The sequence below is a fragment of the Phormidium pseudopriestleyi FRX01 genome, from assembly GCF_017313335.1.
GTDB classification, from domain to species: Bacteria; Cyanobacteriota; Cyanobacteriia; order Cyanobacteriales; family Laspinemataceae; genus Laspinema; species Laspinema pseudopriestleyi.
Map to the genome: position 1 here is coordinate 1 of NZ_JAFLQW010000520.1, position 6,288 is coordinate 6,288.

Here is a 6,288-nt window from a genome sequence, read left to right on the forward strand (position 1 = left end):
TCTTTTAGGGATAGTTGTTTTGATGGTCTAGAGGGATACTTGAATGTCCCGCTGTCGCCCTTTGGGGTAGGCAGGAATCCCCCGGCTTTAGACGTGGTACGGTTCAAAGGGGGATGAGTTCGGGAAAATACTCAAGGATTTGGTCTTCGGTGAGTTCTTCCCCGATCGCCGCTGGTGAAAAGTGGATTTGAATGCCGCGCAGTCGCTTTTGGTAATGCAAGGCGATCGCTGCTTTCAGACCGGCTTGTAAGGCGTACACGTTAGAAAGGTCGGTTTCGAGTTCCGGGACTTCTCCCTCTGCGGCTAAGGTGATCATGACGACTACATTGCGAGTCACCGGAAGGGATAGGGTTTCCTCCGGCGAATCTGCTAACCGGACTTCACTGCCATATCGTGCAGCAGAGTCGGTAAATAGCTCGGTCCAATAGTCTCCAGCTTCCCCTTCATCCCAGACCACATCCCCTTCATTGGCGGCAGATTTCCAATAGTCATCGTACCGCAAGAGACTTTCGGTGATTTCCACCAGGGCCTCCCCGAGGGTTTCCAGGTCTCCATCGCTATCGAGTACGGGTCGGATTCCTTGGTTGAGAACACCGAGCAGGGGGGCCACGTCATTCCCGGCCAGATGGAGAAAGATTCGGGAGACGACGAACCGGGAACGGCCCATCATTTTTTTAAAGCGATCGCGCATAAGTCTCAATTGGCAAATCAACTCAGAACAGTAGTCTTTAAAAACTCGACTCCCTTCCGGGTTTCGGGTTTTTTCTTAAAAATTATATACCCGTTCTATTTTACTGAAAAAACAGAGCGATTAACTATCGAGATAGTAAAATCCATCAATAAACTCCACTAGGTTATTAATGCTGGGTAAGGCAAACTTGGTTGCTTTCATCGTGGTTCCTGTGGCGGTTTTGACCGACCCAGATGGCCCGATTGTACGTTTTCCGAAACTGCCATCATAATAGACTTGCAGACTTTGGTCGCTGGAGTTGGTGAGCAACACTTGGGTGGGGGTTTCAAAAAAGTTGTAGTTGTCGTTGGGTGTGAGGGTAACCGGAGGGATTTGAAGGTCATTAACGGCATGAATGGTTTGACTGAGGGCGGTACTCAGTTGTTTAATTTGTTTAATCGCCTCCATGCTGTGACTGTTAATCGCATAAGCTTGCAGCATTTTCATTAAGGTGATGATATTCTTCTGAGTGGCTATGGCATTTTTAAAGGGGATAATGGCAATATAAGCGGTCGGAAAAATATCGCGATCGCTATCAATTTTAAAAACCAGTTCGGTGCGGCGGTAACCGACATTAATACTGGGAGGATGAGGCATCATTTCCGCTTGACTGGCAATTTGATGGTAAACCTGAGCTAAGGTTTGATTGGCATCATGAGTTAAAGGAGCATCGATGATAATCCGAACCGTTGGGGGGGTTTGATTAAAAAATTTTTTAGCTTCTTCGGCGGAAAAGCGATAGATTTGAGTGCGATCGCCATGAGGACTCAAGTCAACCCACTCGCAAGTAATCCCTTCAGTTTTGAGGTTGTAGCGGGAAACACCGTAGAGTTTTGCGCCGGTTAGAGTCGCGCCACTGAGATCCGCACCCACCCACTCCACCCGGATTAAATTAGATTGGGTCAAATCCGCATGGACGAAACTGGAATTAATCAGATTGGCGTTACTTAAGTCCCCCCCAAGCAAGTTGGCACCGCTGAGTTTTGCCTCACTTAAGTCCACCCAACGCAGATTTGCTCCACTTAAATCGGCCCAACGGAGATTGGCTCCACTGAGATTGGCTCCACTGAGATTGACCCGACTCAGGTTGGCGTGGCGGAGTTCTGCCTCTGTCAGGTCGGCTCCACTGAGTTCGGACCGGCTCAGGTCCGTCCCGCTTAATGTTGCCCGTTCCAAATTCGAGCCGGTCAGATTCGTGCCTCGCATATCTGCTTCACTTAAGTTAGCGCCACTCAAGTTCACTTGTCGGAGTTTGGCCTCTCGTAAATCGGCTCCGCTGAGATTGGCCTCACTTAAGTTGGCCCGACTGAGTTCAGCGCGGACTAATTCGGCGCGAATCAAAGCCGCTTGAATCAACTCGGCTCCGCTGAGGTTAGCGCGGACCAAGTTCGCGACATTGAGGATGGCTCCATTGAGCTTGGCCTTACTGAGATTGGCCCCACTCATGCGAGCCACATTGAGTTTGGCGCCGGTGAGGTCCGCCTCACTGAGATTGGCTCCGCTGAGATTAGCAATACTGAGGGTGGCGTTACTGAAGTTTGCGCCACTGAGATTGGCTCGACTGAGATTAATTTCGGTCAGATCCATCCCCGAAAAGTCTCTTTCTCCTGCTGCATATTTTTTGATAATATCCTCGGCTTGCATAGATGGTATTCCTGTGAAGAAATTGCTGATGGGTTAGTGGAGTAATCGGTCAGGGGAGCCTTGAGGCCAAAATTAGGAAAACAACAAAGATGAAAGAGGGGAGACAATAGAGACGGTCCGAATAGTGATCACCATTGAGAAGATGTTTTATTTCTGGGAGATGGCATTCGAGGAAAAGTGCAAGCCTTTGATAAAATTAACCAGCAAGTTGACTGGGGGTAGAGAAAAATTTGGACTAGAAATAACGGGTCCCGGAGGCACTCCATTATTGCCGAGGGCGATATTCACCAGCCGTTTCCCAAAATGGGGATTGTGATGGACATCTAAGGTGCGATCGCCGGAATTAGTCAACACTGTTTGCGTGGGAGATTGAAAGAACTTTCCCCGTTGCACAATTCGAGAAAAGGTCTGGGAGTTTTTAATTTCCTTGACCTTTTCTTGGGCATTATTGAGTAAACTAGAAATTTCTTCCGATTCAATCATATCCACTAAATGCTCCAGATTCTCTTGGGTCACCCCGGCATCTTTAAAGGGAAGAATCGCCACATAAGCTGTAGAGAACAATAACAAGTCATTGCCGATTTTAAAGCTGAGTTTGGTGCGCCTGGAACTCACTTCAATATTGGGCGGTTCGATTAAGTCAGGATAGCGATGGGCGATTTGATGGTAGGCCAAAGCTAAGGCTAAATGAGCATCTTGGTCGAGGGCCGCATCAATCAGCAGATCCACCGTGGGTAGAGTTTGATGAAAAAAGGTTTCCGAGGTTTCTGGGGTAAAGCGGTAGACTTGAGAGCGATCGCCATTCGGACTCAGATCCAGCCATTCGCAGATAATCCCTTCGGTTTTCAAACCAAACCGAGACACCCCATGCAGTTTGGCTCCGGTTAAGGTTGCACCGGAAATATCCGATCCCGTCCAGTCCACTTGGATCATATTGGCGTAAGTCAAATCCGCGTACACCAAACTCGCATCCAATAAATTGGCATGACTCAAGTCTGCACCTCGGAGGTTAGCGCCGCTCAATTTGGCTCCACTGAGGTCCGCACCGCGCAAGTTAGCCTCACTTAAATCCGCCCAGCGCAAATTAGCCCCAGAAAGGTCTACTCCCATGAGCTTGGTATGAGACAGATCCGCTTGGCGCAACTCACAATTTCTGAGGTTGGCTCCACTGAGGTCCGCACCACTGAGGTTCGTCTCTCTTAAATTGGCCTGTTCCAGATTAGCCCCCATTAAAGAGGCTCCTCTCATGTCCGCTTCACTGACATTGGCGCTGACTAAATAGGCTTGTCGGAGTTTCGCTTCGCGAAGGTTGGCACCATTGAGGTCCGCTTGGGTGAGGTTGGCTCCACTGAGTTCAGCACGCATGAGTTCGGCGCGGATCAACGAGGCTTGAATTAACAGGGTTCCGCGTAGATCCGCCCGAACTAAGTTGGCGACATTGAGGTCGGCTCCATTGAGATTGGCTCCACTGAGGTGAGCGCTGTTGAGTTTCGCAACATTGAGCTTGGCATGGCTGAGATTGGCTCCAGTGAGGTCAGCACCGCTAAGATTGGCAATACTCAGGTTGGACCCACTTAGGTTGACTTCGCTGAGATTAACTTGACTGAGATTGACTTCAGTCAGCATAACTCCAGGAAAGTCTCGGGCACCAGCTACATATTTCTTGATTAGTTCTTCAGCTTCCATCGGGGCACCCTGAGAACAGCGGGACTTGTGCGGTGATAGCACGCTTGCATTACCATCCTAGCGGAAGAGCGATCGCGAGAGGAAAGTCCCCGCTTGTGGTACTGCTAAGTCGTTGGGAATCGTTCCCTGGGTTGAAAACCACGGAAGAAATTGTTTCATGCAATTGCAACAGTCGGGCGATCGCGATCACAAAATCACCAAACGCACCAAGCGGGATAACTCCCACCAGAACACCGGGAGATCGACTCACTCTAACATTTTCTGACCCTCAATCTTCCCAATTGCTCTCCAGGCGATCGACAATTTTCACCCCCACAGGTTATCGGGTCCTCCAACCCTTGAAGGAGGAAAAGATTAGACTGGCGTCACTTCTAAAAAAAGCGCGAATGGCCTGGGAAAGAATCGGGAACGGTGGCACAACTCATCCGTAGGGACCCGTAATTTGAAGTGCCAATTGAGGGATAATTCCCCGTTAGGGGCAGGGCGATCGCCAAGTTGCAACTCGGATGACTTTTAGGAGTTTCCCTCCTCACGGACTGGACCCCTTTGGGTCCCCTCGGGTCTGGAGAATTGCAATGGGATTCTGAAGGAGCCAACTGGGGTCATAATAAGTCGGAAATAGATATTAAGAGAACCGATGAACGTTGGAATTGTTGGTTTGGGTTTAATTGGAGGTTCCTTGGCGTTGGATTTGCGATCGCAGGGTCACCGCATTTTAGGGGTGTCCCGTCGCCTCCAAACTTGCCAAGAAGCTGTAACGCGCCAAATCGTGGATGAGGCAGATGTAGAGATGACTCTGATGGCAAACGCCGAAGTGGTATTTATATGCACTCCGATCGCCGCGATCGCAAGGACAGTAGAACGACTTGTCCCCCATCTCAACCCTACCGCTATCATAACGGATGTGGGTTCCGTGAAAATGCCTGTGGTCGAAGCGGTTACTCCCTTATGGCCGAACTTTGTCCCGGCGCACCCAATGGCGGGGACAGCAGAAAGCGGACTCGATGCAGCAGTGCCTAATTTATTTGTCGGACGTTCTTATGTGATTACCCCCACAGAGCATACCCCCGATGCCGCCGTAGAAATCGTAACCCAGTTGGCTCGCTCGGTGGGGTCCCAGGTCTACCAATGCAGCCCAGAAGACCATGATTGCGCTGTTGCTTGGATTTCTCATTTGCCAGTGTTCGTTTCCGCCAGTTTAATATCCGCCTGTCTGAAGGAACCCGTGGGTCATCGCCTGAAATTGGCCCAACAGCTTGCTAGTAGTGGCTTTCGGGATACCAGCCGAGTCGGTGGAGGCCATCCCGAGTTAGGGGTGATGATGGCGCAGTACAACCGAGGGGAAGTCTTGCGATCGCTCTATGCATATCGGGATCAACTCAACCAGTTCATCGGGGCGATCGAGGCAGAAGACTGGAATGCCTTGACCCAGGCCCTAGAACAGACCCAAAAACATCGTCCGTTCTTTGTGGGAACCCCAGACAGCCAGGAGCATTCGCCCTAACTAGAGGTTAAACCCAGACTGTTCAGGACCCGAGTGCAGTGGAAATTCGAGGTTCTTTCTTTGAGGGAGTTGTCTCAGAATGGCTGAAAATCGGTACAATAGGAAAAAGAAGCTACTAAAAACCGTCGGACGATCCTTCAATCCTTAGTTAAAATCCCCTGACCCACCTAACTTTTGTTCGCCCCCTGTTCAGAATCCGAGCTTTTGTCAATTTCTCGCTACGATATCCCCCCTAGGCGAGGGCGACATTTAATTTGGATTGGTACATTGCGAGCAATATTGACGGGTTTTCAAGCTACAATATCAAATTAAATCGGTAGCTATCAACCCCGAGGTGGAACAGTTCAAATCAAGCCATGCATTATGGAAACAATCGGAACCCCATCCCGGTCCCACCTTCACTTTGGGGAACGGGTGCGATCGCCGGGGCCTTCTCGCTTTGGTGAGAAATACGATTTAGCTTGACGCCCTCAGCCTGGCACCATACCTGTACTCAGGTTGGTGTCGGGATGGATAGGCGGTCAATCGATGGGGTTCAATACCCCGCTCGATTGACAGTTTTCTGCTGCAACTCACGAATGACCTGGCTTTGTTGCCTTTTCTTGATTTTGCAGTAGTTCTTCAAGTGGGCTAACTCTTCATCAGTCCCTCTGAAATTAATTGGGTTTATCGGCTATAATAGTATGATGAGAACAGCATACCAGTACAAACTACGCCCAACAAA

5 protein-coding genes are annotated in these 6,288 nt (G+C 49.8%); 1 reads left to right on the plus strand and 4 read right to left on the minus strand.

What is annotated here, in order from left to right; genetic code table 11:
• Nucleotides 1-103 precede the first annotated feature (103 nt).
• The 4 genes from J0895_RS19820 to J0895_RS19835 form a co-directional block, all read right to left on the minus strand.
• Nucleotides 104-691 carry a DUF1517 domain-containing protein gene (locus J0895_RS19820; RefSeq protein ID WP_422894343.1) on the minus strand — a complete coding sequence of 196 codons (588 nt, stop codon included), beginning with the start codon at nucleotides 689-691 and terminating at the stop codon, nucleotides 104-106.
• A gap of 120 nt (nucleotides 692-811) precedes the next feature.
• The gene (locus J0895_RS19825; RefSeq protein WP_207089727.1) at nucleotides 812-2,374 is read right to left on the minus strand and encodes a pentapeptide repeat-containing protein; all 1,563 of its coding nucleotides are present in this window, start codon (nucleotides 2,372-2,374) and stop codon (nucleotides 812-814) included.
• 147 nt (nucleotides 2,375-2,521) lie between these two features.
• A complete protein-coding gene (locus tag J0895_RS19830) occupies nucleotides 2,522-4,060 on the minus strand; it encodes a pentapeptide repeat-containing protein (protein ID WP_207089728.1) in 1,539 nt (512 codons plus the stop codon).
• Nucleotides 4,061-4,109: 49 nt separating this feature from the next.
• A complete protein-coding gene (locus J0895_RS19835; RefSeq protein WP_207089729.1) occupies nucleotides 4,110-4,310 on the minus strand; it encodes a hypothetical protein in 201 nt (66 codons plus the stop codon).
• Nucleotides 4,311-4,697: 387 nt separating this feature from the next.
• On the opposite strand from J0895_RS19835, the gene J0895_RS19840 reads away from it, so the two are divergent.
• On the plus strand, nucleotides 4,698-5,564 hold the full coding sequence (locus J0895_RS19840; RefSeq protein WP_207089730.1) for a prephenate/arogenate dehydrogenase: 867 nt from the start codon (nucleotides 4,698-4,700) through the stop codon (nucleotides 5,562-5,564).
• Nucleotides 5,565-6,288 lie beyond the last annotated feature (724 nt).

Excerpts from the sequence above, each read along its gene's own strand:
- J0895_RS19840 (WP_207089730.1), top strand. The coding sequence starts at position 4,698 with ATGAACGTTGGAATTGTTGGTTTGGGTTTAATTGGAGGTTCCTTGGCG.
- J0895_RS19825 (WP_207089727.1), bottom strand. The coding sequence starts at position 2,374 with ATGCAAGCCGAGGATATTATCAAAAAATATGCAGCAGGAGAAAGAGAC.
- J0895_RS19820 (WP_422894343.1), bottom strand. The coding sequence starts at position 691 with ATGCGCGATCGCTTTAAAAAAATGATGGGCCGTTCCCGGTTCGTCGTC.
- J0895_RS19830 (WP_207089728.1), bottom strand. The coding sequence starts at position 4,060 with ATGGAAGCTGAAGAACTAATCAAGAAATATGTAGCTGGTGCCCGAGAC.